Origin of the sequence: Sulfuriroseicoccus oceanibius (assembly GCF_010681825.2) — a bacterium.
Lineage (GTDB): Bacteria > Verrucomicrobiota > Verrucomicrobiia > Verrucomicrobiales > SLCJ01 > Sulfuriroseicoccus > Sulfuriroseicoccus oceanibius.
The window spans coordinates 2,268,911-2,292,571 of the sequence record NZ_CP066776.1 but is presented as its reverse complement, the minus strand read 5'-3'; the positions used below and the strand labels follow the sequence as shown (position 1 = coordinate 2,292,571).

The 23,661-nt window shown below is 52.6% G+C and carries 32 protein-coding genes; all 32 read right to left on the bottom strand.

The genetic code is table 11. The features are described from left to right. Window positions 1–86: 86 nt before the first annotated feature. The 32 genes from G3M56_RS09230 to G3M56_RS09075 all read right to left on the bottom strand — a co-directional run bounded on the left by G3M56_RS09230 (window position 87) and on the right by G3M56_RS09075 (window position 22,931). Window positions 87–584, bottom strand: coding sequence for a hypothetical protein (locus G3M56_RS09230; protein WP_164365729.1), 498 nt, complete (start codon window positions 582–584; stop codon window positions 87–89). Between the two features lie 52 nt (window positions 585–636). Further along, a complete protein-coding gene (locus G3M56_RS09225) occupies window positions 637–1,101 on the bottom strand; it encodes a hypothetical protein (RefSeq protein ID WP_164365730.1) in 465 nt (154 codons plus the stop codon). 51 nt (window positions 1,102–1,152) lie between these two features. Then, window positions 1,153–1,692, bottom strand: coding sequence for a hypothetical protein (locus tag G3M56_RS09220; protein WP_164365731.1), 540 nt, complete (start codon window positions 1,690–1,692; stop codon window positions 1,153–1,155). 52 nt (window positions 1,693–1,744) lie between these two features. Then, entirely contained in the window at window positions 1,745–2,308 is a 564-nt protein-coding gene (locus tag G3M56_RS09215) for a hypothetical protein (RefSeq protein WP_235203352.1), read from the bottom strand. A gap of 74 nt (window positions 2,309–2,382) precedes the next feature. Then, a complete protein-coding gene (locus G3M56_RS09210) occupies window positions 2,383–2,736 on the bottom strand; it encodes a hypothetical protein (RefSeq protein WP_235203350.1) in 354 nt (117 codons plus the stop codon). A 119-nt stretch (window positions 2,737–2,855) separates the two neighbouring features. Beyond that, a complete protein-coding gene (gene bamE, locus G3M56_RS09205) occupies window positions 2,856–3,140 on the bottom strand; it encodes an outer membrane protein assembly factor BamE domain-containing protein (protein ID WP_164365732.1) in 285 nt (94 codons plus the stop codon). Window positions 3,141–3,307: 167 nt separating this feature from the next. Then, complete coding sequence (locus tag G3M56_RS09200) at window positions 3,308–3,616, bottom strand: hypothetical protein (protein ID WP_164365733.1); 309 nt, start codon at window positions 3,614–3,616, stop codon at window positions 3,308–3,310. A 518-nt stretch (window positions 3,617–4,134) separates the two neighbouring features. Continuing rightward, entirely contained in the window at window positions 4,135–4,728 is a 594-nt protein-coding gene (locus tag G3M56_RS09195) for a hypothetical protein (RefSeq protein ID WP_164365734.1), read from the bottom strand. Window positions 4,729–5,322: 594 nt separating this feature from the next. Beyond that, complete coding sequence (locus G3M56_RS09190; protein WP_164365735.1) at window positions 5,323–5,733, bottom strand: hypothetical protein; 411 nt, start codon at window positions 5,731–5,733, stop codon at window positions 5,323–5,325. A gap of 53 nt (window positions 5,734–5,786) precedes the next feature. Further along, on the bottom strand, window positions 5,787–6,323 hold the full coding sequence (locus G3M56_RS09185) for an SRPBCC family protein (RefSeq protein WP_164365736.1): 537 nt from the start codon (window positions 6,321–6,323) through the stop codon (window positions 5,787–5,789). Window positions 6,324–6,379: 56 nt separating this feature from the next. Next, entirely contained in the window at window positions 6,380–6,874 is a 495-nt protein-coding gene (locus G3M56_RS09180; RefSeq protein ID WP_235203349.1) for a hypothetical protein, read from the bottom strand. 52 nt (window positions 6,875–6,926) lie between these two features. Then, on the bottom strand, window positions 6,927–7,430 hold the full coding sequence (locus G3M56_RS09175) for a hypothetical protein (RefSeq protein ID WP_164365765.1): 504 nt from the start codon (window positions 7,428–7,430) through the stop codon (window positions 6,927–6,929). Between the two features lie 121 nt (window positions 7,431–7,551). Next, window positions 7,552–7,863 (bottom strand): hypothetical protein, encoded by a 312-nt coding sequence (locus G3M56_RS09170; protein ID WP_164365766.1) that lies wholly within the window; start codon window positions 7,861–7,863, stop codon window positions 7,552–7,554. Between the two features lie 58 nt (window positions 7,864–7,921). Next, window positions 7,922–8,413 carry a hypothetical protein gene (locus G3M56_RS09165; RefSeq protein ID WP_235203348.1) on the bottom strand — a complete coding sequence of 164 codons (492 nt, stop codon included), beginning with the start codon at window positions 8,411–8,413 and terminating at the stop codon, window positions 7,922–7,924. A 65-nt stretch (window positions 8,414–8,478) separates the two neighbouring features. Beyond that, the gene (locus tag G3M56_RS09160) at window positions 8,479–8,904 is read right to left on the bottom strand and encodes a hypothetical protein (protein ID WP_235203347.1); all 426 of its coding nucleotides are present in this window, start codon (window positions 8,902–8,904) and stop codon (window positions 8,479–8,481) included. Between the two features lie 132 nt (window positions 8,905–9,036). Beyond that, window positions 9,037–9,966 carry a hypothetical protein gene (locus G3M56_RS09155; protein WP_235203346.1) on the bottom strand — a complete coding sequence of 310 codons (930 nt, stop codon included), beginning with the start codon at window positions 9,964–9,966 and terminating at the stop codon, window positions 9,037–9,039. Further along, the gene (locus G3M56_RS09150) at window positions 9,945–10,406 is read right to left on the bottom strand and encodes a DUF6869 domain-containing protein (protein ID WP_164365710.1); all 462 of its coding nucleotides are present in this window, start codon (window positions 10,404–10,406) and stop codon (window positions 9,945–9,947) included. The genes G3M56_RS09155 and G3M56_RS09150 overlap by 22 nt, the downstream gene beginning before the upstream one ends. A 98-nt stretch (window positions 10,407–10,504) precedes the next feature. After that, window positions 10,505–11,011 carry a hypothetical protein gene (locus tag G3M56_RS09145; protein WP_164365711.1) on the bottom strand — a complete coding sequence of 169 codons (507 nt, stop codon included), beginning with the start codon at window positions 11,009–11,011 and terminating at the stop codon, window positions 10,505–10,507. Window positions 11,012–11,063: 52 nt separating this feature from the next. After that, window positions 11,064–11,528 (bottom strand): WapI family immunity protein, encoded by a 465-nt coding sequence (locus G3M56_RS09140; protein ID WP_164365712.1) that lies wholly within the window; start codon window positions 11,526–11,528, stop codon window positions 11,064–11,066. Window positions 11,529–12,912: 1,384 nt separating this feature from the next. Further along, window positions 12,913–13,422 (bottom strand): hypothetical protein, encoded by a 510-nt coding sequence (locus G3M56_RS09135; protein ID WP_164365713.1) that lies wholly within the window; start codon window positions 13,420–13,422, stop codon window positions 12,913–12,915. Between the two features lie 132 nt (window positions 13,423–13,554). Further along, window positions 13,555–14,199, bottom strand: a complete 645-nt coding sequence (locus tag G3M56_RS09130; RefSeq protein WP_164365714.1) for a HEPN domain-containing protein — start codon at window positions 14,197–14,199, stop codon at window positions 13,555–13,557. A gap of 145 nt (window positions 14,200–14,344) precedes the next feature. Beyond that, window positions 14,345–14,629, bottom strand: coding sequence for a DEAD/DEAH box helicase family protein (locus G3M56_RS09125; RefSeq protein ID WP_235203345.1), 285 nt, complete (start codon window positions 14,627–14,629; stop codon window positions 14,345–14,347). 70 nt (window positions 14,630–14,699) lie between these two features. Next, complete coding sequence (locus tag G3M56_RS09120) at window positions 14,700–15,302, bottom strand: hypothetical protein (protein ID WP_164365716.1); 603 nt, start codon at window positions 15,300–15,302, stop codon at window positions 14,700–14,702. Between the two features lie 142 nt (window positions 15,303–15,444). After that, window positions 15,445–16,005 (bottom strand): hypothetical protein, encoded by a 561-nt coding sequence (locus G3M56_RS09115; RefSeq protein WP_164365717.1) that lies wholly within the window; start codon window positions 16,003–16,005, stop codon window positions 15,445–15,447. A 439-nt stretch (window positions 16,006–16,444) separates the two neighbouring features. Next, the gene (locus tag G3M56_RS09110) at window positions 16,445–16,813 is read right to left on the bottom strand and encodes a hypothetical protein (RefSeq protein WP_164365718.1); all 369 of its coding nucleotides are present in this window, start codon (window positions 16,811–16,813) and stop codon (window positions 16,445–16,447) included. Window positions 16,814–18,566: 1,753 nt separating this feature from the next. Beyond that, window positions 18,567–19,415 (bottom strand): hypothetical protein, encoded by an 849-nt coding sequence (locus tag G3M56_RS09105; RefSeq protein ID WP_164365719.1) that lies wholly within the window; start codon window positions 19,413–19,415, stop codon window positions 18,567–18,569. 59 nt (window positions 19,416–19,474) lie between these two features. Then, the gene (locus tag G3M56_RS09100) at window positions 19,475–19,708 is read right to left on the bottom strand and encodes a hypothetical protein (RefSeq protein ID WP_164365774.1); all 234 of its coding nucleotides are present in this window, start codon (window positions 19,706–19,708) and stop codon (window positions 19,475–19,477) included. A 223-nt stretch (window positions 19,709–19,931) separates the two neighbouring features. Continuing rightward, window positions 19,932–20,426, bottom strand: coding sequence for a hypothetical protein (locus tag G3M56_RS09095; RefSeq protein ID WP_235203344.1), 495 nt, complete (start codon window positions 20,424–20,426; stop codon window positions 19,932–19,934). Between the two features lie 135 nt (window positions 20,427–20,561). After that, window positions 20,562–20,981: a hypothetical protein gene (locus tag G3M56_RS09090; RefSeq protein WP_164365764.1), complete on the bottom strand. Its 420-nt coding sequence runs from the start codon at window positions 20,979–20,981 to the stop codon at window positions 20,562–20,564. Between the two features lie 140 nt (window positions 20,982–21,121). Continuing rightward, a complete protein-coding gene (locus G3M56_RS09085) occupies window positions 21,122–21,547 on the bottom strand; it encodes a hypothetical protein (protein ID WP_164365771.1) in 426 nt (141 codons plus the stop codon). Between the two features lie 132 nt (window positions 21,548–21,679). Continuing rightward, window positions 21,680–22,339 carry a hypothetical protein gene (locus G3M56_RS09080; protein ID WP_164363342.1) on the bottom strand — a complete coding sequence of 220 codons (660 nt, stop codon included), beginning with the start codon at window positions 22,337–22,339 and terminating at the stop codon, window positions 21,680–21,682. Between the two features lie 115 nt (window positions 22,340–22,454). Next, window positions 22,455–22,931, bottom strand: a complete 477-nt coding sequence (locus G3M56_RS09075; RefSeq protein ID WP_164363344.1) for a hypothetical protein — start codon at window positions 22,929–22,931, stop codon at window positions 22,455–22,457. Window positions 22,932–23,661 lie beyond the last annotated feature (730 nt).

The following is a 23,661-nucleotide window of genomic DNA, read 5'->3' as shown; positions in this document are numbered from 1 at the left end:
GGGCGAGGCTTCGACTCTGAGTTGATGGTTGAATGGTCATGGCGATTTGAACTCGCGGCGGGGCAGGTGTTGAGAGCGACGCCTTGTTATGCCTTCGTTGTTTTCGTTGGGTAGGGACTCCGTATTCCATGCTGATCTCTGTAGTCATTGGCGCGGCGAACCCAATCTCGAAGAAAGGCGAGCGTATCCTCCGACAGTTCACTCTTGGGAATATTAACGACCGTTCCATTCCAGTGTTGAATCGTCCATACACTTCGCTCCAGGTCTCGAACCGCGGTCAGTCCATCGAGGAAAATATACCACCGCTCCTTCCCTGCCATGTATCCCAGTCCGTTGTCCTCGATGCGGATATCCATGTGCTGCGACCCCACGAAGATCACGTTTAGAAGTCCGATGATGTATCCGCGACCGAAGCAAAGAACCAGCAAGCCGATCAGCACCGCAAACACCCATGAACCCTCGAATGCAGCAGCGACAGCCCCGACTAGCCCGACGATCACGAAGAGCTGAGCTACGCCCCAAGCCCGAAGATGGGGAATGAGCCGTTGCCTTCGTGTCAGATCATATTGCAGCTCGTCGAGCATTTCTTGGCATAACGTAAAAGGCCTGGTAACCGCGCCTGACAACTGTGAAAGCCTACAGATCTTGCGGACAACATCCAGCGTTATCGCGGTTGGCTGTGCCGACTTGTTCTGCTTGGATATTCTTGGTGGATTCGCTGGTCTCATCGTCAACCTTGATCTGATCCAAAATCTCTGTGGTCGTAAATCCCAACAACTCACCGGCACGAAGCGCATTGGGGATGATCCAATACGGCGAGTCGGGATCGAAAGGTGCAGAATACCGTCCAAAGTTGTAGAGTGTCTTCACGCAGACTTCCTCAAATCTGTATTGAGCTTCAAGCTTCTTGTCACCGCGCGACAAAGCCTTGGATGTCTTACTCCGAATCTGGTCTAATAATCCGTGAGCCTTCTGCCATCGGCCACGGTCATTGGTGAAATCGATGATCCTTCGGAGGGTCGTTGTGTCTTCCGATCGAGCCGCAAGAAGTGTTGCTAGATTGCGAATGGCAAACAGGGCGTTGGTCGCGGATCTATTCATTTCTTGCAGAACGTAAAAGGCCAGACAAACGCGCCTGGCAACTGAGAAAGTCTAGTGATCTTGCGGACAACATCCAGCGTTATCGCGGTTGGCTGCGCCGACTTGTTCTCTCTTGGTTGGATCGTAAACCCATGCAGGTGTGGCCGAGAGGTTCGCGTAGGCTGCGAGTCGAGTCGTCAAAATCTGGGCTAGCTTTGTTGGGTCTGGATTGTTCGGATCCAAATCTAGTTTTCGATAAAACGCTTCACTCTCGCCATTAGGCTTGGCGTCTCCCTGAGCAGTCACGCCCAAAGTGACGCATTTTGTAAGAAAGCTAATCAACTGCTCCCCCTCTTTCTTTAGCAAGATGCCTCTTTCTGTATCTGAGAACTGGCTCAAATCTTTAGAAATCAGGGACATGGCGTCCTTGAAGCTTTCGGGTGTGTGTGTGTCCACTCTGCTCCAGGAGCCCTCCATTCCCAATAAGTATCCGATCTTGAATACGATGCCTGCAGCAACCGTATCATCAAGGGGCTTGCTGTCAGCCGCATGGAGCGGGGTAGCGAAAAGCACCACACAGAGCAAGCTGACCAACTGTTTGGAGTAAGGCATTTTCAGAGAGAACGTTAAAGGCCAGACAACCGCGCCTAGCAACTGTGAAAGCCTACAGATCCTGCGAACAATCACCAGCCTTATCGCGGTTGGCTGCGCCGACTTGTTCTGCCTTCTTTCTCAGAGCGAACCTTATGGCAATTATGCTATACAAACAAAAAACGAGTAAAAGTATATAGATGGAAAGCCCAATTGGACTCCTTAAGATGGCGGCACTTAAAGAGGAAGAGCTGGCTTCAAATATGAGTAAGCTGAGAACGGTCATCGCTGCAATACCTAGCCCTTTGAGCCCAAGTGAACTCCCACTTGAGGCCGCGAATGCAGCGAAGCCCAACAGCCCAGACCAGAAGAGAGACCCAGAATTCTCGTTCCAGCCTAGGTAGCGATCAAACCCTACATCGAGTTGGTGCTTAAACCAAAGAACAAGATACAAGCTGGGGAGGATTAGCCATCCGCAAGAGACGATCTTAATATGTTTGTTCATTCTTGTGCAGAACGTAAAAGGCCAGACAACCGCGCCTGGCAACGATGAAAGCCTACAGATCTTGCGAACAACATCCAGCGTTATCGCGGTTGGCTGCGCCGACTTGTTGTGTAATTGAAGTTCCATTGCCATGTTCGACCAAACCCTGAAGAACGTGCTTCGACTTCTCGGCTCGATGTCAATGGTTGTTGCTGAGTGGGACCTACCTACACAGTCTCGTTGTGCAGCTTCCTCTCTCGTAGGCGATCGTATATTCGTTCAAGTCGCGGCAAGAACACGATCAAAACAACCGGGCCTATGAAGGCAAAGTTCGCCCCTTCCGGAGCAGGGACAAGAGCGCGAACACTCCAGATCGACGCGCCCAGTAAAAGAAGGAACAGAGTCGTCTTAACCCAATCAAACTTCGATTGGTTGAACCAAGCGAAAACAAAAGCGGCTGGCATTAGGAATAGAGGGGTGAAGAGTGTTGGAGTAGCGAGCCACTGGGCTACTCCAAATCCGAAGGAAGCGCAAACCATCACGATGAAGGAGGCACCAATGAACTTCGCAAAAGATTTCATTTCCTACACAACGTAAAAGGCCAGACAACCGCGACTGGCAACGATGAAAGCCTACAGATCTTGCGAACAATCACCAGCGTTATCGCGGTTGGCTGCGCCGACTTGTTCGGCTTGTTTTGTTAGTGGTCGTGAAACTTGCTCACCACCCTCCCGTTCTCGTCGAAAAACACCTCCATCGTGCACCACCTTAAACGACGAAATCCACCGTAGTAATATGTCGTCCGATCGGGTGAACCACCCCAAGTGTCATCTGGCTCTCCAAGCAATTCGCGGACCTCGGCTTGAGTCATCCCTTCGGCGACCTTGTTGAAATTGTCTTCGCTGGCGGCCTCGCCGGTAAGGAAGAAAGCAGTAAAGCAACCGAGTCCTACCAGCAGTGCGAGGATTATTACGAATCGCTTCATCGCGAGAGTTTTTGGCCGAACGTCGAAGGCCTCCTACACCTGCCCGGGGGCGAGGCTTCGACTGCGGGTTGAGGGTGGAATGGCCATGGAAAATTGAACTCGCGGCGGGGCAGGTGTTAGGAGCGCCGCCTTGTTGTGCATTGGTTTTCCTACGGTGCGGGAAGGAGTCAGCCACCATGGAACGCCACCGTCCATAGATTGCTGATCAGTAAGTAGTGGATCGCGGTAAGGAGTGCAATCGCAAGCCCCATCTGAAGAAGTCCCCGCCGGGTGCCCCGAGCGAAGGCAATCCAAGCGATAACGGATGCAGGCAAATTGACGATCAGACCGAGACTGCTGATCTGTGCAGTTGGGTGGCCCGGGTATCCATTGCTGACCGCGAAGAAAACTGATCCAAAGAGCATCACAAAAGCGCAGATCGTCAGCACGAGAAGACCGCTGCCTGAGATCGATTGGGGCATGGGCTGCTCGTTCATATTCTGCACAACGTTAAAGGCCGGACAACCGCGCCTGGCAACGATGAAAGTCTAGTGATCTTGCCGACAACATCCAGCGTTATCGCGGTTGGCTGCGCCGACTTGTTGTGCTTCTTGTGGTTCCGTAGGCACGAGGTCATTGAGGTAAGAGGGAAGCCAAAAGAATCAAGACGCCTGACTGGGCAACGAAAACTGCTCCAAGCACTTTGATGCGCTTTGGAGCTTTTACTGGGTCATACACCTCTGTCACCAGACTCCAAAGTGGGGGAATAGCCCTGAAAATGAAGAACACGAATCTGCCTAGAGCGCAAAATGCAGATCCGATTACTCTGCTGAACATGATCATTGCAATTCCGAAAACTATCGAGACTGCCGCAATGATGTGAAGGAGATTCATTTATCTGGCACAACGTAAAAGGCCAGACAACCGCGCCTGGCAACGATGAAAGCCTACAGATCTTGCGAACAACATCCAGCGTTATCGCGGTTGGCTGCGCCGACTTGTTCGCTCAGGGATTTCAAAGCCGAATGCCGTACGACCTTTCAATGAGGTCACGCACGTTTTTGGATAAAAACCAGTCTACGACCTGTCGGCCTTTATCGGGTGACGACTTCCAAAATGCGTTAGATAGACTTGTTTGGTTCAAGTTGTCGGCGTTCTCCGCATAGTACTTCAAAATAAGATCATGCGATTCCTCCACCTTTGCGAGGAACGGTCGAACATCCTTTCCCATTAGGGCGATTGCGCAGATCCAAGAATCGATGGTGCTCCCCGTGTCCGCCCTCGTGCGTGACGATTCAAATACTGAGGTCAAAAAGTGATCAAGCGCTTCAGCTCTTCTCAACGGCCAGGACTCCGGATCAGTTTCGGCAATCCTCTGTCCCGTAACCTCAGGAATGAACCACCAATCGTCTTCTATGACGCCTGCATGCATGGTGCGGGGTAAAAAGTACAAGTACTCAGCAACCCAGCCGCCGTGATCAAACTCATGATGCTGATATGCACTCAGCTCCTCAGGGCTAATGTCCCATAGGCAAGGAACGCCTTTGGGTCTCCGAATATCATTGAAAGCGTCAGCAAGAGCGAGGACTGCATTCGGCAAGGTGCTCATTATTAGCGAACGTCATAGCACATGAGCCGCCTGATGGCAGCCGCGCGTAGACTGAGGGTTAAAGGTTGTAGTGGTCATTTGAGATCCAACATCAGTGAGATCAGGCGGTCGGGTGCTGCGCCTTGTTATGCCGAATACATTCTTAGCTGGATTTGTGCAATGAGCGATTCGGAATTCATTTTTCAGTGAACACTTTGACCTTCAAAATCTCTCTAAAAGCCTGCCTCCCAGCATCCGTATCTATACAAATATTGCGACAATCACACGAAGCTGGATGCTTAGGGCTGCTAGAAACAACCCCGTTGCAGATTTGGCACTCATAAAACAAATCTGTCCCAGATGGCAACCTCGATGAGGTTGGCCGAACTGACAAAATTAGATAGTCTCTCATTATTTTTATGATGCGGATCTGTGAGGGAGCCCTAGACGCCACGAAAACTCACGAGCTCTAATTTTCTGCATAACGTCAAGGGTCTGCCGCAGGCTACCGGCAGCGCCCCTTCGATTTCAAGGTTGAGGTTGTGATTGTCATTACGCTTTCAACTCGCGGCGGGTAGCCTGTTGGTAGCACCCGCTTGTTCTCCCCGTTTTTGTTCATAGGTAGACGACCTCGCGAAAATAGTGGCAGCGTCCCTTCGCCAGCTTCTTCAACTCGCCCTGCCACGAGTAGCCCTTCGAGTCCTTGCTCACCATTAGATAGAAATCTCTTCCGTCGTAGTGAATCGCCTTATTCTGGTCGCGCCTGTCTAAAATGCTCCATGAGCCAAACATCTTCTCGTGATAGCGCCCCTCCCAACGTGATGTCCCCAAGAAATCCAAGGTGATATCGTAGGCAGCTTTCGAGTCCAAGGTGCCCGCATCGACTTCCGCACGATAAACGTCAGCAAGTAGCTCCTCAATTACGCTCACGAAGCCTTCCTTCGCGATGGACTGCCCTGAATCGCGGGTCGCCAAGGCCTTGTAGCATCCTGCGGAGACTTCACGGATGTCGAATGTCCACGGCATTTTTTGGGAGAACGTTAAAAGCCTGGCAACCGCGCCAAGCAACAGCTGATAAACTACAGATCTTGCGAACAACCACCAGCCTTATCGCGGTTGCCAGCGCTGGCTTGTTCTCCTGTATTTTTTAGGTAGCTACGCCACGCTTCCGACTCTGCCATAGTCTTCAGTTGGGCAGCTCTCTTGGCAAGAAATCTCGTCATGTAACCAGTCAGAAATAGGCCCTCGGCCAAACGACCTAAGATCCCAAAGGGGGCAGTGAAATGGAACTCATCCTTCATCACGGTTCCGTCACCGGACGGGGAGAATCTGTGGGTATGATACATCGAAGCAAATGCGCCGCTGATCATCTCGTCTCCAAAAAGGTATGGCCGGTCAAACTTGGTGACGCGCACGGAGAGCCTCTGCTTGATCCCAAAATGACTTGCCTCCCATGTCACTGTCTCACCGTCCCCAATCAAACCTGAGGTACGACCCTCTACAGCTCTCTCATTCGACCCTTCGGTGCTGGCCATGTGTGCGTCGATGCTGCGCGCAAGATCAAACACACGATCAATCGGCGCGGAAATCTTCGTCTCAAGCTCGATCAATGGCATATCCCTTTATGGAGAACGTCAAAGGCCAGACAACCGCGCCTGGCAACGATGAAAGCCTACAGATCTTGCGGACAACATCCAGCGTTATCGCGGTTGGCTGCGCCGACTTGTTCTACCTCAGGAATATCCAAAGGTGCCGAGGACCAAAGGCGATCCGGAAGATGTGAGAGTGTTAATGTCCCGCGCGCGTAGGTCGCCGAATAGTGGAACATGCCGTCATCGAACACGACCTGACTAAGTCGCTGCAGATCGAGTAGGTCAAACCCATGCAACTTGGCGAATGATCGTAGTTCGGCAAGCGTATGCGGTACGCGGTGGTTCTTTTCGTGGAACTTCGAAATCGTGCTGATGATCGCGGTGGATCGAGAACTGATCTCGCTGCCTTGGAGCGTCCCACTGGATATGCAGGTAAAGATCGAGGTGAGTTTATCGGAGGCTTGGCAGTCGGACACCATTTGAGGATCGTGCGCCTTGAACGGATCGCAGATATCATCCGAATAGAGCGGGGTGGTTCCAACCAAGAGCAAGATGATTGGTATGGAGATCCTCATTTTTGGTAGAACGTAAAAGGCCAGACAACCGCGCCTGACAATAGGGGATAGCCTACAGATCTTGCGAACAATCACCAGCGTTATCGCGGTTGGCTGCGCCGTCTTGTTCACCGTCGGATTTTATAGTTGTAAGTGGAGCCGGCTTGTCAGCCTTAATGTCGGCTAAGATCTGCTTCTCCAACTCCTCGCTGAACTTAATAGGTCCTACTCCGTTCCCGTCAATACCGACCAGGAGACCCTTCTCAACGTGAGCCTCAACGTAGCCCCGGCCCATCCATTCGTCATTGTCAGGTCGTCCTTTAATGAAGTACCCCGAGGGCAAATCTTTGTGTTGACGCTTGCCCAGTGCGAATACTCGAATTTCGGTTACCCCTTCTGGCAGTGTGAACTTCACGGACCCAGATTTTTCGTCATCAGGGACGACGACAGTGTCTAGGACCTTGTTGGAGGAATCACAAACGACCACCGTCAGGCCTGTTGGAGCCACTTCGCTGGCGGTGCAAATCGAACTAAAAGAGCAGATGGCAAACAGGGGGATCAAGCGAGAGTATTTCATTATTTGTGGTGAACGTAAAAGGCCAGACAACCGCGCCTGGCAACTGTGAAAGTCTAGTGATCTTGCGGACAACATCCAGCGTTATCGCGGTTGGCTGCGCCGGCTTGTTCGCCGTTGTTTTTCAGGGGGTGGCGATCAGCTCAATTGAGAAGCCACAGTCGGCGGAAAGTGCCGCCATGTCACTCGGAATTACCAGCCTGTGCATCTCGTCCACGGTCGCTGCTAAATGTAGTGTGTAGTCAGATCCGTTAGCCTTGAGCGTCCTGAGAAGGTTGCTGTGTGCGGTAAGAACCTCGACGATCTCCTGAAAAGTTTCGGGAAGTTCCAGAACCCAAAGTCCGAGATCGGCGCGCACAAGTTCGAATACCTCGCTGGCGAGATTATCTTCCCTCGTGCACCGGAGTAGGGCGTTCGTGATGGTGGCCTCGCTCATCTGTTTTTTTGGGGCGAACGTAAAAGGCCAGAAAACCGCGCCTAGCAATGATGGAAGCCTACAGATCTTGCGAACAATCACCAGCGTTATCGCGGTTGGCTGCGCCGACTTGTTCTGCGATTGCTGTTGATGGGAGGCGAAATGCCGCGGCTATGCCAACAGCACACATGATGGCTCCAGGCCAGACGGGAGGGGCGCTGGACTCTGCAATGTGCTCGATCATTGCGAGGAAGTCATGGTCAGAGTTCTCCCCGCCAATTCCTAGTGAATAGCTCTCTGGAAAGATCTGCTTCACATCATCTTCGTTGAGCCTACCGTCCACGACCTTCTCAGAGGCCCATTGATGCAAAGCTGCTTGGAAAGCCATAGCATCGCTCATGGCTCGCACTCGCATCACAGATGGCACGATCGTTGCATAGAATATCCATACCCCGCCCAGCAGGATCAAAGTTGTAACAACCAGCGCCTTCATTAATATTTGGCAGAACGTAAAAGGCCAGACAACCGCGCCTGGCAACTGTGAAAGCCTACAGATCTTGCGGACAATCACCAGCGTTATCGCGGTTGGCTGCGCCGACTTGTTGTGCCCAGGTCGCTTCGTTCTAACTCAATGAATCAACCCTTTCGCGATAGATCAGGGGCCAAATCCTCCCGTGTGAACTGACTCTCCCCAGTGCACAAGTAGTGCCGGAACTTCGTGATGGTCGATTCGGTGATGGGGTAGTTAATTTCGGGGGAGTCCCACCAACCGATCACTTCTGCGACTCGCTGTCCGTCGGAAGTTTCGTTGTTCCACTCGAGGTAATCGTCGGCCATCATGGCGAACGCGATCTGCTGGATCATCTGAGCGGTCAAATCGCCAGTCGTGAAGGCATCACAGATCATCATTAAGTGCTCGGTCGTAACTGGGAAATTTGTGTCGAGGTCGTCGATATAGTGGGAAACCACATCGTGAGAAGTTCGCTCGACGCCACCCTCAAGATCCTTGACTAGGTTCGGCGCATCGCACATGCCGTCGAAGAATGATCTCAGTACGCTCATCTTCATATTCTTGGCACAACGTCGAAGTCCTCTCACACCTGCCCGAGGGCGATGCTTCGACTGTGGGTTGAAGGTTGAATAGTCATGATGGGTTGAACTCGCGGCGGGGCAGGTGTTGAGAGCGACGCCTTGTTATGCCTGTTTTCGCCATACGATGATGCGCAACTTATCCTCAACAATGGCCGCGATCTCAGTTGCCGTTGCATGGAGATGCACTTGGTAATCCTTCGCAGGAAGAGTCCCTTTCCGGATACACTCTTCAATGTGCTCGATAACCAATTTGTCGGCATCGCATAGAAACTTTGCCCAGTAGTCGGCAGAGTGAACTGCATCATTCGAGGTGCCGTCCGTAGCCACGCCTCCACCGATAGGCATCACAATCCGTCCACTGTCTAATGAAATGATTGAGCAGACGTTCGCGTCCCTCAACGCCTTGACCTCTTCCTTCGTCTTCGGTGAATATGCTGTGTCAATCGCCTTGATGGTGACGGGATCGAGGAGGAATGGCCAATTGCGGTCGATGATGTTCAAGATATCGAGCTCATACCAAGCCCCATGTCCATAAACTCCGATCTCGTAAACAGCAGCGTCTCGAACTATGGCGAAAAGAAGCGGACCTGTGCGCTTCATATACCCGTTGCCTTCCAAGGTGTCGCCTAAATGAAAATGCAAGACTCCGTAGTCGTTCAAAAGCCCATCTTCGTAGGAAACCTTATCGACAAGCTTCGATTGCCATGGCTTCACGTTGTCGCCGTTGGTGAAGGCTTCCTCAAGTCCGTCCAAACCTGCCTGAAGCTCGGCAGGGCAGGAAAAAGTGTCAGCCTTCTCAATCGTTCGTGATCCAGGCGGGACAATGCGACGATTCCAGCTCTGCCATTGAATTGCGCAATCTTGGTCGCCCAACCCTGAATAGTCGAATCCCTCTTTCGTGAATTCTTGGCGGATCGCACTGATCCACTCAGAGTATAGATCGCAAGTGATTTTCATTTTCTTGGCATAACGTAAAAGGCCAGACAACCGCGTCTGGCAACGATGAAAGCCTACAGATCTTGCGGACAACATCCAGCGTTATCTCGGTTGGCTGCGCCGCCTTGTTGGGCTTCTTGTTCCTGTGTTTTGGGTCTCTCGGATTCCAAGTGGTAAACAGCTCTTACCCTGTCGGCAACCCTCTCAGGATGGCAAGCAATGGGATAAACGCATGCAAGAACATCACAGCGGAAAAGCTCATTCTGTAGTGCGAATTCTTCGATTCGATCAATAAAACGGGAGCCATGCGCTCTTAACAGGTCTTCTAGTGGCCCGGCACCGAGGATACCCAGTATCCATTTTGGTGGTTTGCGCTCTACAATCATACATATGATCGGCCAAGCGCGCTCTGGATTCTGCCACACCAAACCCAACAATTCGTCATTCGCCCACGAAGATGATTCGTCGCCTGTCATCCCATTTGCGATGAGGTAGGCTTCAACAAGTTCAGCTTCGGTGTAATCACGCGGGGACATAATGGGATGCGGTATTGCGAAGTCGTTTTTTGCCCAACGTCGAAGTGGTGGCACCCGCTACCGGGAGCGCCAGTCCGACTCAGGGTAAAGGGTTCTAATCACGGTTCAATCTGCAACTCAAGGCGGGGTAGCGGATTGCCACCCACGCCTTGTTCTGCTTCTTGTTTTGGGATGAAAGCGTAGGTCGCCCAAAGCCCTCCACAAAACATCAAGAACATTAGAGCAAAGAGCAGGAATGGCGGAGTCTTTTGAGCGAGTGAATATGCCATGAATCCGTCGCTGATCTGTTGGGTGCCGCCACGGAAATTACCGATCACAATCACGAGGGACGGAAGAAATGCCATTAGCCCCATGGTCAGGCCGAGTCCACGCAAATCTCGATCGTCCAAGATTCCTCCGAGGTAGATAATAAGCCCTGTAGCCAACGCAATCCCTGCGCCAATGTTTGCGGCCAATATCACGTGCCGATGATCCTTGGCTAATTTCCGCTGCTTGGTTTGGTTCTCTGCGTGGGGGAGTTGCTTCGCCAACTTGATCGCAAGCCATCCGGCGATCGTCGCACCGATCAAGCCTGAGAGGATCGGTCTTATAGTGTCGAAGTCCATTTCTTAGCAGAACGTAAAAGGCCAGACAACCGCGCCTAGCATCGATGAAAACCTACAGATCTTGCGAACAATCACCAGCGTTATCGCGGTTGGCTGCACCGACTTGTTCGCTTTGGGTTTCCTCGATGGCTCGGTCGAGGCTGGAAATCAAGGACGGTAAATACGTCTGATCAAGAATGAACTCCAAATCAATTCTGTTGGTCTCGGGAGTGCCAGACTCGAAATGCCCTTTGATCGCGATGTGACCGCGGGTGGTAGCAGTCACCTCAATGTAATCATATTCGTAACGCGGTCGAAGAGTCGCAGTGCCGTCAAGATTCTTGTAGATGCTGCGAATCCGATCCCGAAACTCCAGAAGATCGTCAAAGTAGAATGTGTGGTCGATTACCGCGAACGACCCCGAGCGCATCGTGAGAAGCCCGCGCCACCCTGAACTGTCACTAAAGTATTCCAGCGATGAGATGCTGAAATGTGCCGTGTCATCGGAGATAAGGGTGATTTTGGTAGAAGCGACCATTATTTAGCGAACGTAAAAGGCCAGACAACCGCGCCTGGCAACTGTGAAAGTCTAGTGATCTTGCGAACAACATCCAGCGTTATCGCGGTTGGCTGTGCCGACTTGTTCTGTCCCGTGGCTTGCGCCGTGTCCGCCTCCAAGCTCCGCCGATCTGCTCCGCATAGCTTCGGTGCGCGATCTCGTCAGTGACATCAACTAGATCTGGTCCGAACGCGGGTGGCGCCCCTCATCACGTGGAGCCGTGCTGGGGCGCCAGGCGGGTGGTGCAAACCCAGAGCGATCTTCTATCACGGCTATCCGTCGAAACTGAAGGGAAGATCGTGGTGCGGAGCCGACAGCCGTGTCCTCGTCCCATTACTTTGCTCGTCTACCCTCAATATCTATTTCCAGACAGAACGTTAAAGGCCAGACAACCGCGCCTGGCAATAGGGGAGAGCCTACAGATCTTGCGGACAACATCCAGCGTTATCGCGGTTGGCTGTGCCGGCTTGTTCTGTCCCGAGGCTTGCTCAGTGCCCGCCTCCAACCGCCGCCCATCTGCTCCGCAAAGCTTTGGTGCGCGATCTCGGCAGTGACCTCAACTAGATCTGGTCCGATCGCGGGAGGCGATCCTCATCACGTGGATCCGTGCTGTGGCGCCAGGCGGGTGGTGCAAACCCAGAGCGATATTCTATCACGGCTGTCCGTCGAAACTGAAGGGAAGATCGTGGTGCGGAGCCGATAGCCGTATGCTCTTCCGATTACCTTGCGCGTCCGTCCTCAATATCTATTTTCAGACAGAACGTCGAAGTGGTGGCACCCGCTACCGGGAGCGCCAGTTCGACTCAGGATAACGGGTTCTAATCACGGTTCAATCTCCAACTCACGGCGTGGTAGCGAGTTGTCCACCCACGTCTTGTTAGGCGGTTTTCATTGTGCGATGCAGGGATAGTCCCTCGCGGATATAGCGATTTCGCTTGGAGATGGACGGAATTAGCTTAAGGAGGCTCCACAAGATCCGGTTCGTAACTACAACAATCCGGTATCGAGGGTTCTCATGTAGGGACATGTAGAGCTGATTTGGGTCATGTGGTGGAGATGGCATTCTCTCTACGCATGTAAGGTAACGACCTCCCAGCGGACAAATCCCTAGGAGCTTGATGCTCGAATCACCTCTGCGGGCTGACTCGTAATAGTCCTTTGCTCCCTCGTCACCATTGATCTCGTCTGGCCGGAAAATCCACACTCGGCATCCCCGGACACAAACGCGATCCTGAGAAATCCAAACGAAGTCGGTCGGTCGCTCATTCTCCGCAGCGAACTTTCGAAACGCTGTCAAAGCGTCATCGAACGGTGTGCGGGAGTCCTTCATTTTCTTCGCCTAACGTTAAGAGGTGGCGCGGCGTTAGCCGTTGCCACCCTCGCCTTGTTGGGGTTGTGGTTCTGAGATTTTGGAAATGTAGAGTTCAGATAGATCGCCGTTTTCTTTCCTGAACAGTGCCCAAATCTGATAGCCATCGTGCTCCCAAGTCGTGCCTATCTTCGACACTGGTTCGCCGAAACGCTCCGTGAGTTCTTCGGGTTTGTCGGTCTGCTTTATACCGAAAGGAAGCGTCGGCTTATACGCGGTCCAAGATTCTTCACCATAACCAGCAGGAGGTGGTAATACATTGAGGATGATGGTCACGATCTCGTTCTGGCGATATAAAAGAGAATAAGAATGGTTTTCTGGAGTGAAGCCTCCCGAGGATCCTTTGGTGTGTTCCTTTAGCTTCCACTTTGTGACAAACACCTTCACTTGTATGGAGTCTTTTTCTTTTCCAAATAAGGGCGCAAGCTCTGGCCAAGCTGGATACTCGTCAGCCAGTGCGCTGTTGAAGGCGACGAGCATTAATAGAGCTATGAGAGTTTTCATTTTCATTTCCCCAACGTCGAAGTCCTCTCACACCTGCCCTTGGGCGAGGCTTCGACTGTGGGTTGAAGGTTGAATGGTCATGGCGGATTGAACTCGCGGCGGGGCAGGTGTTGAGAGCGACGCCTTGTTCGCTCATTTCTTTTTCAGGCGGTTTTCGATGATTTGGTCTGCCGCAGTCACGAAATCGTTGAGGTCTTTGAAGCGCTTCTTCAATTGCTTGAAGTCAATTGGGCAGAGCTTCCCGTGGTTATTGAGGTCACCGGCATGAGCAATGGCATGCCGCCTTTGCACAAGCTTCGTGATCGATGAAATCACGGTAGTTCTCTTCGTCTTCTTCTCTGCGTTATTAGAAAGATCCTTCAGGCCGATTGAGAGGAATAGGTTGTCGATAACTTCAAATCTCTGTGTGGTGTAGTTCTCAAGGTGATTCTCGACGAGAGTTCGAATCCGACGATACGGACGCCGCATTCCAATCGCGACCAGAGCCTCCTTGGTGTCGAATCCAGCTTCGCCAAGGATCTCAATTAGGCCGTCAGTTGGTCCATTCTTCTTCAGGAACGGCACAAGAAGCTCACAGAACCGCCTAGTGAAGTATTGATCCATAGCGGACACGGCCAAAACGATCGACGCTCGTCCCATATCGGAGAAGCCATGAAACTTGCCATCGTCATCGAGTTTCAGCTTGGCTTCGTCGGAGAGTAGAAACTCTGCCAGGTCCCGGAGGTCGGTCGCCCTTTTCAATACGCTTTCGAACTGAGTGAGACTTTTCGAGGGCATGCTTTTTTTAGAGCGAACGTTAAAGGCCAGACAACCGCGCCTAGCAATGATGGAAGCCTACAGATCTTGCGAACAACATCCAGCGTTATCGCGGTTGGCTGCGCCGACTTGTTCGGCCAGTTTCGGTTCCTTGGGCAAGCTCATCCTACTCTACCTCGACCTCTTTCTTGTATTCTTCACTACGAGCTGCCTCGACCTCATCACCAATCTTCTTCAGTTGCTTCACCCCAATCGCCAAAGCTCGCAGCGCCACGACAAATATGATCATAGCAGAAGCAATCAGAGCCAAAACACCAACGACTTCACCTAGCTGGGTCTTACCAAACGGAGTGGCAATGTAACCGATGTTCAGAAGCAGCACGGCTAGAATCAACGATAGAAGTGTCTTCAAACGCGCGAGCTGATTTTCTAGGTTGTTTTTGCTCTCCATGGTGCGAGTTGATCTGATTTCTCCGCCGAACGTAAAAGGCCAGACAACCGCGCCTGGCAACTGTGAAAGCCTACAGATCTTGCGAACAACATCCAGCGTTATCGCGGTTGGCTGCGCCGTCTTGTTCGCCTTGATTTTGTTGCTTCGGCGGATACCCAGGATTCGGAACCGGTAGGGCAGCAAGAAGCTGCGGGATGCCCCGAGCAAATATGTGCAACCTGACGATGCCGTAGCCCTGGGTACGGATGCGATACCACTGCAGCGTCTGCGAAAAATCACAGTGCCTGACGCTGGAGAGCGGAATCATCCTGTAGCGCCGCCACGGAGAACGGGTATAGATGGTTCTGTCATCCCAGGTGATCGTCACGAAATAGGCTTCCAGATGGAGAGATAGGGTGAGTCCAACGAAAAGTAGAACACACAAGACGGCGGGCCAAAAATCGTGTCCTCTAGCCGTGAAGGCTGCAATGATGGCAATCGCAATCGTGAAGCCCCATCCTGCCCAAACGAATATCTTGAGCGTCTTCGGATAATCGACTCGCTTCTCTGTGGCCGCCTGATGTGAATCTCGTTGAGCTGATCGATAAAGGAAGCCGAGTACAATCGGGACTACCATCGCGATCAACGATGCGCTCATGATCCGCCCAATTTCGATGTCTGCAAGAAGGTTCATTTTTGGGGCGAACGTAAAGTGCGGGCACAGGCTGCCAGAGGGCGCACTTTGGTTTCAATGTTAATGGTTAGCTATGCCGAATCTTCGAGCCTCGGCGGGCAGCCTGTTGCTAGTCACGTCTTGTTCGACGCAATGTGATTTCTCAGTAGTTGCCCTCCCATACATCCTTCAAATTCGAGTTGAACTCTGTGATGCTTGAATCGAGCTCCGGGGTAGTGTTTAGCGAGTTAAAGAAGTCCTTATCCGCGTATGCATCTTCGAACATCCTTGGGTGCTTCCGGAGCATGTTGACGATCTTATCTAGGGCGGGGCGGCTCCTCTCGAAACCCTGATCGCTGATATAGCCTTCTTTGTGATAGGCCACCATATCCACGGCGGCACTGCAGATCATGGAGTAGGCCTTGCTTTTGGTCTCTGGATCTTGTGCGCTATCAAATATCGAAATGCCGTAGGTGGCCCTTACACCAAGCTGATGGATCAGAGCATCCTCGTTTCTCACGGTGGTTGATTTCCTGTGATACACGCCTGCCGTTACTGCTGCGATCACAAGCAATGCGATTACCCAAAAGGTCTTATTCATGTCGAACGTAAAAGGCCAGACAACCGCGCCTGGCAACGATGAAAGCCTACAGATCTTGCGGACAACATCCAGCGTTATCGCGGTTGGCTGCGCCGGCTTGTTCGGCGTGGTTACCTGCAACATTAGTCGATCGATAAATCGCTGGGCCCAAATCTTTGGAGAGTGAAGTGTCCGCTTCGCGCTTCGGTATCGTCAATCAGGATTCGGTACAGTAGTTCGTTACTCTTCCCTCGATTTGAGAATCCCCATCCAAGCGTCGTAGATCCATCAATGATTTGATGCTTCGCTCCGAAATCTCCTGAGGCGGATTGACCAGCCTGATCAACAATCACTAGTACACCGTCGACTGGACTGCCATCATTGTAAGTAATCTTCACCTCCTTTAGTCCCGCCCAAGCAACCAGTATTCCAGCGGTTACAATCAGAAGCATCACTATGGTGATTGTGATTGAGCGTGTCATTTTCTGCCGAACGTCAAAGGACACAGGACCCCTGACCGGGGGCTCGGCTTCGACTGTGGGTTGGGGTTGGAATGGCCATGACGAATTGAACTCGCGGCGGGTCAGGGGTTCTGTGCTCCGGCTTGTTCTGCCTTCATTGTTCTGCAGTCTAGGTTTGTGGTGTTGTCCACCCCCATCCCCTCGATAGCGGCCGTGATCCGGGCCCAGGTCTTCATTGTGCTCCCGGGCTTCTCGGTGAACTGCGAAGAAAACTTCCGCCCTTCGTCCGTCAATTGAATCATCTTCCCGTCTCTTTGGAGAAGGCCCTTCGACTCAGCCCATGCGAACGAGGCTTCCATCTCCTTGTGCGTTGGGACTGCATGGTTGATTCCATCCGCGACTGCCTCGATCTCACGGCGCTTTGCTGGTTGATTGGCCGCTGCTGCCGATGCTGCGTAGAAGATCCACGCGTATGTCTGAGCTTCGGTCATTTTTTGCAGAACGTAAAAGGCCAGACAACCGCGCCTGACAACGATGGAAGCCTACAGATCCTGCGGACAACATCCAGCGTTATCGCGGTTGGCTGCGCCGACTTGTTCTGTCTCGGGGCTTGCTCCGTGCTCGCCTCCAACCGCTGCCCATCTGCTCCGCAAAGCTTCGGCGCGCGATCTCGGCAGTGACCTCGACCTGATCTGGTCCGAATGCGGAAGGCGATCCTCATCAAGGGGGGCGCTGCTCAGGCACAGGCGGGTGGTGCAAACGTAGAGCGATCTTCTATCACGACTATCCTCCAAAACTGAAGGGAAGAGCGTGGTGCGGAGCCGACAGCCGGATCCTCTTTCGATTACTGTACTCGTCTGCCCTCGGTATCTATTTTCAGACAGAACGTCAAAGGCCAGACAACCGCGCCTGACAATGGTGAAAGTCTAGTGATCTTGCGAACAACATCCAGCGTTACCGCGGTTGGCTGCGCCGACTTGTTCAGCAAATTGATTTTCGTTTGGGAGTTCCGATCAAAGGGGATTTTGCTGTGACTCCTCATCGCCAGCTTTGAATGGCAGGCTTTTCTCCGTTTTGGGCTCTCTCTTGAATCGACTAAATATATGTCGTGCGTATTCGGCTAACGATTGGTTCCTCCACCCCAGCAGAAGCAACAATAAGCCCAACAGTGTAATGATTCCGGGGCCAGCGATTCCTGAATGAAAAAAATTGGAAGTGATCGCAGCGTGATGAACGATAGCCACGCCAACGGTGCCGCTTCCTGTTAGTATTGATCCGGCGATAATCTTTGCGGATTGTACTTGGCAGTTCATTTTTGTGTCGCTTCAGGTTGATCCATTTTCTTCGCTGAACGTAATAGGCCGGATAACCGCGCCTGGCAATAGGGGAGAGCCTACAGATCTTGCGGACAACATCCAGCGTTATCGCGGTTGGCTGTGCCGGCTTGTTCTGTCCCGAGGCTTGCTCAGTGCCCGCCTCCAACCGCCGCCCATCTGCTCCGCAAAGCTTTGGTGCGCGATATCGGCAGTGACCTCAACTAGATCTGGTCCGATCGCGAGAGGCGATCCTCATCACGTGGATCCGTGCTGTGGCGCCAGGCGGGTGGTGCAAACCCAGAGCGATCTTCTATCACGGCTATTCTTCGAAACTGAAGGGGAGATCGTGGTGCGGAGCCGATAGCCGTATGCGATTCCCATTACTTTGCGCGTCCGTCCTCAATATCTATTTTCAGACAGAACGTCAAAGGCCAGACAACCGCGCCTAGCAACTGTGAAAGTCTAGTGATCTTGCGAACAAGATCCAGCGTTATCGCGGTTGGCTGCGCCGACTTGTTGTGTACTTAATGCTTTTAGGAGCAACTTAACGGATCGATTGGAACGGGCTTGCAGCATGGTATGCAGACCAAACACTGTCCAAATCGAGCCAAGGAATACCCCGCCTATGTAAACCATTGATCCATAGGGGAGGACGCTTCTCTCGGTCGGGTCCATCTCGGCGAAGTTGAGCCATGCTTCTACGCTATCCCTGTAGGTGAACAGATATAGCAGGCCTGCTAAGGTCAACGCGGCCCCGCAGAACACCGCAGACCGCCCTGAGTTCGCTTTGCGGCAGATCAGTCGCTTCTCCTTTTCGTCCAGGCAGTCTAATCCAGCAAGCACGTCTTCCGCGTTGCGGTATTCGTTACACCCCGATAGCCGCTCCTTCTTCATTTATTCATACACAACGTCGAAGTCCACACATCCGCTACCGGGAGCGGACCTCCGTCTCGGGTTGAGGTTTGGCGTCACCCTCCGAATTCGACTCGGAGCGGGTAGCGGATTGTGGTGCGACGCCTTGTTCGACCTTGTTGGATCTGCGCTCGGACCATCGGGCAGCCTCCTCGAAGTAAGAAGCATACTGAAGCCACGAGAGAGCCCTGTAGGAATTCAACTTCGTGCCGTATGAAACATCGATACCATGGATGATGGCGTGGCGATTCAGTGACTTGTCCGAGTATTCCTCGGAGGTCGTCGAAGCTGTAATAGGAAGGTCGCCAATCACTAGTCTCAGCATTGGGTCTTCAAGCCCTTTGGGGTCAAGCTGCTCGATTGCCTCAGCCATCTTCTTTCGTTTCGAGCTATGCCGCGTGTAAACTGAAACCCCAAGCATCTCACTAGCTATTCCATCAGCTTGCGCTAGAAACACCGGAACCGAGAGCTCATAATCTTGGTCTCGATGGGCCCGGAAAGCCTTGGTTAAGATTTCAGCCCGCCTCGGATTCCGCTTAACAAGATCTTCTTCCACCCCGTCAAGCACGTCCGAAAAGTGGCGGCACATGGCTTCATGGCCTTGTTCCGCATCGCCATTGCTAAATAGATGCGCAACCGGAGTGAGTCCGGTGATCGGGGTGTGCCAAAATGAAATGAACCAACCATTCTGCGAGAGTACCCGAATATCTTCGGGAAAGGCCTTCTGTATTCGCTGAAAGCCTTCTGCGATTTGAGTGAAGCTCTCGTTAAGCTCCGCATTCCACTCCCGCATCCGGCGTCCAAACTCCTCAAACTGCTCTCGCAGTTCAGGGCCAATAATTGGGCGTAGACTGACCGGCTTCATGGAGATTTTTTTGGTCGAACGTAAAAGGCCAGACAACCGCGCCTGGCAATGATGAAAGCCTACAGATCTTGCGAACAACATCCAGTGTTATCGCGGTTGGCTGCGCCGACTTGTTCTGTACGATTTTTCCAGATCAACGTTGCGATGCCCCAAAACAGAAATCCGGCAGCCCACCCAAACAACAGGTTCACGATATTGCTGCCAACACCGTCATGCATCACACCATACGGAGGCTCGGCTCCCACGTCGTAAGCAAAGCTTCCGGCTAGGATCAATCCAATCTTGTTCGACATGGAGGACGCAATGAAAGCTCCGATCCAACATCCCAGAATGAGTACCGCGATTCTCAATTTTCGGGGATACTTTCGTATGCTGGGAGGCGGCTTCACGACCCACCTTCCAGCGAAGCAAATCCCCAACGCCACATAAACGAGTATTGGGGCCGCTTGGACTGCAGTGTTCATTTTTGGACAGAACGTAAAAGGCCAGACAACTGCGCCTGGCAACTGTGAAAGCCTACAGATCTTGCGGACAACATCCAGCGTTATCGCGGTTGGCTGCGCCGACTTGTTCTACCTCAGGAATATCCAAAGGTGCCGAGGACCAAAGGCGATCCGGAAGATGTGAGAGTGTTAATGTCCCGCGCGCGTAGGTCGCCGAATAGTGGAACATGCCGTCATCGAACACGACCTGACTAAGTTGCTGCAGATCGAGTAGGTCAAACCCATGCAAGTTGGCGAATGATCGTAGTTCGGCAAGCGTATGCGGTACGCGGTGGTTCTTTTCGTGGAACTTCGAAATCGTGCTGATGATCGCGGTGGATCGAGAACTGATCTCGCTGCCTTGGAGCGTCCCACTGGATATGCAGGTAAAGATCGAGGTGAGTTTATCGGAGGCTTGGCAGTCGGAGACCATTTGAGGATCGTGCGCCTTGAACGGATCGCAGATATCATCCGAATAGAGCGGGGTGGTTCCAACCAAGAGCAAGATGATTGGTGTGGAGATCCTCATTTTTGGTAGAACGTCAAAGCTGACCCAGACCTGAACTGGGAGCGAGCGTGGATTGTGGATTAACGGTTGAAGCTCTCATGACGAATTCTACTGCGCGGCGGGTCAGGTCTTGGTGTCCAGCGTCTTGTTCTGCCTTTAGTGATTTCGGCGCCGGAACTCCTGAACCGCGTAAGAGTCTGGATCTTCCTCTCGAAGGCGCGATTGATGCAACTCGACAATCCAAAGGCCGTATGGATCAGCGACGTGTGAGAATTCGATAGTGAAGATGTCTGGCGACTCGAAGCGAAATGCGTCCGCATACCAATCTTCATCTGCCGGCGGGAACTTAGAGCGATCCATAAAGTCCCAAAGAAAGCCTCGAGACAGGGATGTCCATCGCTCTCGATCATCGATAACCCGCTTCGCGAATTCCAAGAGTTGTGGATCAGGCTGGTTGGGTTGTCCCGCAATTACGATCTCATAACCCTGATACGTCGATCTCGGAATCATCCATACCGACTCGTCAGGTAGAAACTGAATCGCATCCCACTTTACCGGCATTTCGTGGATCGTCATATCTTGGCAGAACGTAAAAGGCCAGACAACCGCGCCTGGCAACTGTGAAAGCCTACAGATCTTGCGGACAATCACCAGCGTTATCGCGGTTGGCTGCGCCGACTTGTTGTGCCCAGGTCGCTTCGTTCTAACTCAATGAATCAACCCTTTCGCGATAGATTAGGGGCCAAATCCTCCCGTGTGAACTGATTCTCCCCAGTGCACAAGTAGTGCCGGAACTTCGTGATGGTCGATTCGGTGATGGGGTAGTTAATTTCGGGGGAGTCCCACCAACCGATCACTTCTGCGACTCGCTGTCCGTCGGAAGTTTCGTTGTTCCACTCGAGGTAATCGTCGGCCATCATGGCGAACGCGATCTGCTGGATCATCTGAGCGGTCAAATCGCCAGTCGTGAAGGCATCACAGATCATCATTAAGTGCTCGGTCGTAACTGGGAAATTTGTGTCGAGGTCGTCGATATAGTGGGAAACCACATCGTGAGAAGTTCGCTCGACGCCACCCTCAAGATCCTTGACTAGGTTCGGCGCATCGCACATGCCGTCGAAGAATGATCTCAGTACGCTCATCTTCATATTCTTGGCACAACGTCAAAGTCCTCTCACACCTGCCCGAGGGCGAGGGTTCGACTTTGGGTTAAGGGTTGAATGGTCATAGCGGATTCGACTCACGACGGGGCGGGTGTTGAGAGCGACGTCTTGTTAGCCATTGGATTTGCGTCCGGCGTCGAAGGCATCTCGGTATCGTTGACTGAGTTCGTCGATGACGGACTGGAGGTAATCCGCGATCTCGGTCTTCCCCTTCTCGCGAGCGTAGGAAACTGGATACTCACCTTCCTCGTTCTCGACCTGAACGGGAAAAAAGTCGAATGGGATATACTCAACCTTATCCGTGAATCCCATTGACTGCTCTTCTTGATACGTCTCGGCCGGATCAAACTTGGTGTTCTCCAGAATTCCCGTCTCCTGGATAAAGTCTTTCACACCTTGCAGGTTGCCGGCATCAATGACTTGGAAAATCTCGGTCTGCCAACGATCTGCTTCGGCGATCTCGGGCAACTTCCCTTCCGATTGTGGAAAAAGCGCTATGAAGGACGCCCTCCACTCCGATTCCCACCGTTCACCGTTGTCTCGGAGGTAGCCGTATAGCTCAACGGCTTGATCTGCTGTGATCGTCTTCGAAAGAGCCGTCAGTTCGTCCTCGCGATACAGTTCGCCGGACTTCGAAAGCCATAGGGTGACGTCTCCAAGCAGTTCTGGTTCGATGAATTCCATAGGTGTTGATTCGGTGTCGGCCTGTTCGTTGTCCTCCGGCGCACACGCAGTGATCAAGAGCGCGATCAGAATGACGGCGTATCGCATGCGCATTTTTCTTTGGCTAACGTTAAAAGCCTGGCAGCCGCGCCAAGCAACTGTTGATAAACTACAGGTCTTGCGAACAACCACCAGCCCTATCGCGGTTGCCAGCGCTGGCTTGTTAGCCTTTTGGATTTCTCGAGGCTCTACTGCGGTATTGTTCGAGAATACGGTAGAACTTGTCGAGTGGTAATGGAGTGTTGTCGATGTCACCAAACTGGGTTTCTCCGTAGATGTCTTCGTCGGGGAAGGCCTCATGGAAAATCATGGCGATCTCCCAGTTGTCGATCGGTGAATGCTCGGTCAAATTCTGGTTTCGCGCGGCCGCTCGAAGTGAATCAAAAAACTCGATAAACGGGTCGAATTGATCCCGAGCCATTATCATTGCAGCGTCACTCCATACGAATTGTGAGAGGTATTTTCCGATGTCGCCACCAGAGTAGTGATCATCGACCCTATCATCCATATGAATCGCTCTTAGGTGTTCTTGAACCAGTTGAATAGCAGGCTGGGAATCCAACCCATCGGCATCATTTGACTGAGGGCCGCATCCAAAAATGCTCAAGAGCAGCGCGAGCGTAAGTGGTGCAAATTTCATGGGCTAACGTAAAAGGCCAGACAACCGCGTCTGGCAATAGGGGATAGCCTACAGATCTTGCGAACAACATCCAGCGTTATCGCGGTTGGCTGCGCCGACTTGTTCTGTCCCCAGGTTGGCTCCGTGCCCGCCTCCAACCGCCGTCTATCTGCTCCGCAGGGCTTCGGTGCGCGATCTCGGCAGTGACCCCGACTCGATCTGGTCCGGACGCGGGTGGCGATTCTTATCAAGTGGGGCGCTGCTTTGGCGCCAGGCGGGCGGTGCAAACGTAGAGCGATTCTCTATCACGGCTATCCTTCGAAACTGAAGGGAAGATCGTGGTGCGGAGCCGACAGCCGGATCCTCTTTCGATTACTGTGCTCGTCTGCCCTCAGTATCTATTTTCAGACAGAACGTTAAAGGCCAGACAACCGCGCCTGGCAATAGGGGATAGCCTACAGATCTTGCGGACAACATCCAGCGTTATCGCGGTTGGCTGCGCCGACTTGTTCTGTCCCGAGGTTAGCTCCGTGCTCGCCTCCAACCGCCGCCCATCTGCGCTGCAAAGCTTCGGGGCGCGATCTTGCCAGTGACCCCGACTAGATCTGGTCCGAGCGAGGGTGGCGATCTTTATCACGTGGAGCGCTGCTTTGGCGCCAGGCGGGCGGTGCAAACCCAGAGCGATCTTCCATCACGGCTATCTTCCAAAACTGAAGGGAAGATCGTGGTGCGGAGCCAACAGCCGGATACT

What these genes read in the sequence shown, in the direction of transcription:
- G3M56_RS09125 (WP_235203345.1), bottom strand. Translation starts at nt 14,629, where the DNA reads ATGGAGAGCAAAAACAACCTAGAAAATCAGCTCGCGCGTTTGAAGACA.
- G3M56_RS09075 (WP_164363344.1), bottom strand. Translation starts at nt 22,931, where the DNA reads ATGAAATTTGCACCACTTACGCTCGCGCTGCTCTTGAGCATTTTTGGA.
- G3M56_RS09110 (WP_164365718.1), bottom strand. Translation starts at nt 16,813, where the DNA reads ATGACCGAAGCTCAGACATACGCGTGGATCTTCTACGCAGCATCGGCA.
- G3M56_RS09095 (WP_235203344.1), bottom strand. Translation starts at nt 20,426, where the DNA reads ATGAGGATCTCCACACCAATCATCTTGCTCTTGGTTGGAACCACCCCG.
- G3M56_RS09100 (WP_164365774.1), bottom strand. Translation starts at nt 19,708, where the DNA reads ATGTCGAACAAGATTGGATTGATCCTAGCCGGAAGCTTTGCTTACGAC.
- G3M56_RS09230 (WP_164365729.1), bottom strand. Translation starts at nt 584, where the DNA reads ATGCTCGACGAGCTGCAATATGATCTGACACGAAGGCAACGGCTCATT.
- G3M56_RS09130 (WP_164365714.1), bottom strand. Translation starts at nt 14,199, where the DNA reads ATGCCCTCGAAAAGTCTCACTCAGTTCGAAAGCGTATTGAAAAGGGCG.
- G3M56_RS09135 (WP_164365713.1), bottom strand. Translation starts at nt 13,422, where the DNA reads ATGAAAACTCTCATAGCTCTATTAATGCTCGTCGCCTTCAACAGCGCA.
- G3M56_RS09115 (WP_164365717.1), bottom strand. Translation starts at nt 16,005, where the DNA reads ATGTTGCAGGTAACCACGCCGAACAAGCCGGCGCAGCCAACCGCGATA.
- G3M56_RS09085 (WP_164365771.1), bottom strand. Translation starts at nt 21,547, where the DNA reads ATGAGCGTACTGAGATCATTCTTCGACGGCATGTGCGATGCGCCGAAC.
- bamE (WP_164365732.1), bottom strand. Translation starts at nt 3,140, where the DNA reads ATGAAGCGATTCGTAATAATCCTCGCACTGCTGGTAGGACTCGGTTGC.
- G3M56_RS09175 (WP_164365765.1), bottom strand. Translation starts at nt 7,430, where the DNA reads ATGAAATACTCTCGCTTGATCCCCCTGTTTGCCATCTGCTCTTTTAGT.
- G3M56_RS09160 (WP_235203347.1), bottom strand. Translation starts at nt 8,904, where the DNA reads ATGAGCGTACTGAGATCATTCTTCGACGGCATGTGCGATGCGCCGAAC.
- G3M56_RS09220 (WP_164365731.1), bottom strand. Translation starts at nt 1,692, where the DNA reads ATGCCTTACTCCAAACAGTTGGTCAGCTTGCTCTGTGTGGTGCTTTTC.
- G3M56_RS09105 (WP_164365719.1), bottom strand. Translation starts at nt 19,415, where the DNA reads ATGAAGCCGGTCAGTCTACGCCCAATTATTGGCCCTGAACTGCGAGAG.
- G3M56_RS09145 (WP_164365711.1), bottom strand. Translation starts at nt 11,011, where the DNA reads ATGGACTTCGACACTATAAGACCGATCCTCTCAGGCTTGATCGGTGCG.
- G3M56_RS09185 (WP_164365736.1), bottom strand. Translation starts at nt 6,323, where the DNA reads ATGCCATTGATCGAGCTTGAGACGAAGATTTCCGCGCCGATTGATCGT.
- G3M56_RS09155 (WP_235203346.1), bottom strand. Translation starts at nt 9,966, where the DNA reads ATGTTGTCCGCAAGATCTGTAGGCTTTCATCGTTGCCAGACGCGGTTG.
- G3M56_RS09090 (WP_164365764.1), bottom strand. Translation starts at nt 20,981, where the DNA reads ATGACGATCCACGAAATGCCGGTAAAGTGGGATGCGATTCAGTTTCTA.
- G3M56_RS09225 (WP_164365730.1), bottom strand. Translation starts at nt 1,101, where the DNA reads ATGAATAGATCCGCGACCAACGCCCTGTTTGCCATTCGCAATCTAGCA.
- G3M56_RS09150 (WP_164365710.1), bottom strand. Translation starts at nt 10,406, where the DNA reads ATGTCCCCGCGTGATTACACCGAAGCTGAACTTGTTGAAGCCTACCTC.
- G3M56_RS09120 (WP_164365716.1), bottom strand. Translation starts at nt 15,302, where the DNA reads ATGAACCTTCTTGCAGACATCGAAATTGGGCGGATCATGAGCGCATCG.
- G3M56_RS09170 (WP_164365766.1), bottom strand. Translation starts at nt 7,863, where the DNA reads ATGAGCGAGGCCACCATCACGAACGCCCTACTCCGGTGCACGAGGGAA.
- G3M56_RS09215 (WP_235203352.1), bottom strand. Translation starts at nt 2,308, where the DNA reads ATGGCAATGGAACTTCAATTACACAACAAGTCGGCGCAGCCAACCGCG.
- G3M56_RS09140 (WP_164365712.1), bottom strand. Translation starts at nt 11,528, where the DNA reads ATGGTCGCTTCTACCAAAATCACCCTTATCTCCGATGACACGGCACAT.
- G3M56_RS09200 (WP_164365733.1), bottom strand. Translation starts at nt 3,616, where the DNA reads ATGAACGAGCAGCCCATGCCCCAATCGATCTCAGGCAGCGGTCTTCTC.
- G3M56_RS09210 (WP_235203350.1), bottom strand. Translation starts at nt 2,736, where the DNA reads ATGAAATCTTTTGCGAAGTTCATTGGTGCCTCCTTCATCGTGATGGTT.
- G3M56_RS09180 (WP_235203349.1), bottom strand. Translation starts at nt 6,874, where the DNA reads ATGAGGATCTCCATACCAATCATCTTGCTCTTGGTTGGAACCACCCCG.
- G3M56_RS09080 (WP_164363342.1), bottom strand. Translation starts at nt 22,339, where the DNA reads ATGCGATACGCCGTCATTCTGATCGCGCTCTTGATCACTGCGTGTGCG.
- G3M56_RS09195 (WP_164365734.1), bottom strand. Translation starts at nt 4,728, where the DNA reads ATGAGCACCTTGCCGAATGCAGTCCTCGCTCTTGCTGACGCTTTCAAT.
- G3M56_RS09190 (WP_164365735.1), bottom strand. Translation starts at nt 5,733, where the DNA reads ATGCCGTGGACATTCGACATCCGTGAAGTCTCCGCAGGATGCTACAAG.